The organism is Bradyrhizobium sp. USDA3516 (assembly GCF_057651995.1).
Genome location: NZ_JBYGYN010000025.1, coordinates 1 through 839, shown reverse-complemented (window position 1 = coordinate 839; position 839 = coordinate 1). Strand labels below are relative to the sequence as shown.

Here is an 839-nt window from a genome sequence, read left to right as displayed (position 1 = left end):
CGATCATCAGCCGGTCAAGTTCCCGGGCCACGCGGATGCCGGAGAGCGAGGTATCGGCCACCAGCGCCAGGCACTCGCGGGTGCAGTCATCGACCACGGTGAGGACGCGGAAGCGGCGGCCGCACGTCAGCTGATCCGACACAAAGTCGAGCGACCAGCGCTCGTTCGGCGCCATCGGCGCCGTCATCGGCGCCCTGGTCCCGATGGCGCGCTTGCGGCCGCCACGGCGGCGCACTGCAAGCTTCTCTTCCCGGTACAGCCGGAACAGCTTCTTGTGGTTGACCCTATAGCCCTCCCGCTTGAGCAGGACATGCACGCGCCGATAGCCGAAGCGGCCGCGCTCGTGCGCGATCGCCTTCATGCGCTGGCGAAGGCCGCCATCGTCCGTCCCGATCGTCTTGTATCTCACAGTCATGCGGCAGCTGCCGATGGCTTTACACGCCCGCCGTTCGCTCATCCCATGGGCATCCATGAGATGGGCGACAGCTTTCCGCTCCCCCGCGGGCGTCACCATGTCTTTCCCAGCAAGTCCTTCAGCGCGACATTGTCGAGCATGGCATCCGCCAGCAGCCGCTTCAGCCGCGTGTTCTCATCCTCCAGTGCCTTCAGCCGCTTAGCCTCCGACACCTCCATACCGCCGAACTTCGCCTTCCATTTGTAGATGCTGGCGACGCTGACGCCGTGCTTGCGGCACAGGTCGGCAACCGAAACGCCGGGCCTCGTGCTCCTTCAAAATCCCGATGATCTGCTCTTCCGAGAGCGGCTGCGCTTCATGCTCTGGTCCTTGTCGTGGGCCAGAGCGAACTTCAAACTGGATTAAGCCTGTGGGGCAAGGTCAG

The 839-nt window shown here is 64.4% G+C and carries 1 pseudogene; it reads right to left on the bottom strand.

The annotated features are described in order from the left end of the window. Positions 1 to 774 (bottom strand): annotated as a pseudogene (locus tag AC24YW_RS36575) (IS3 family transposase); the annotation flags it as partial. Positions 775 to 839 lie beyond the last annotated feature (65 nt).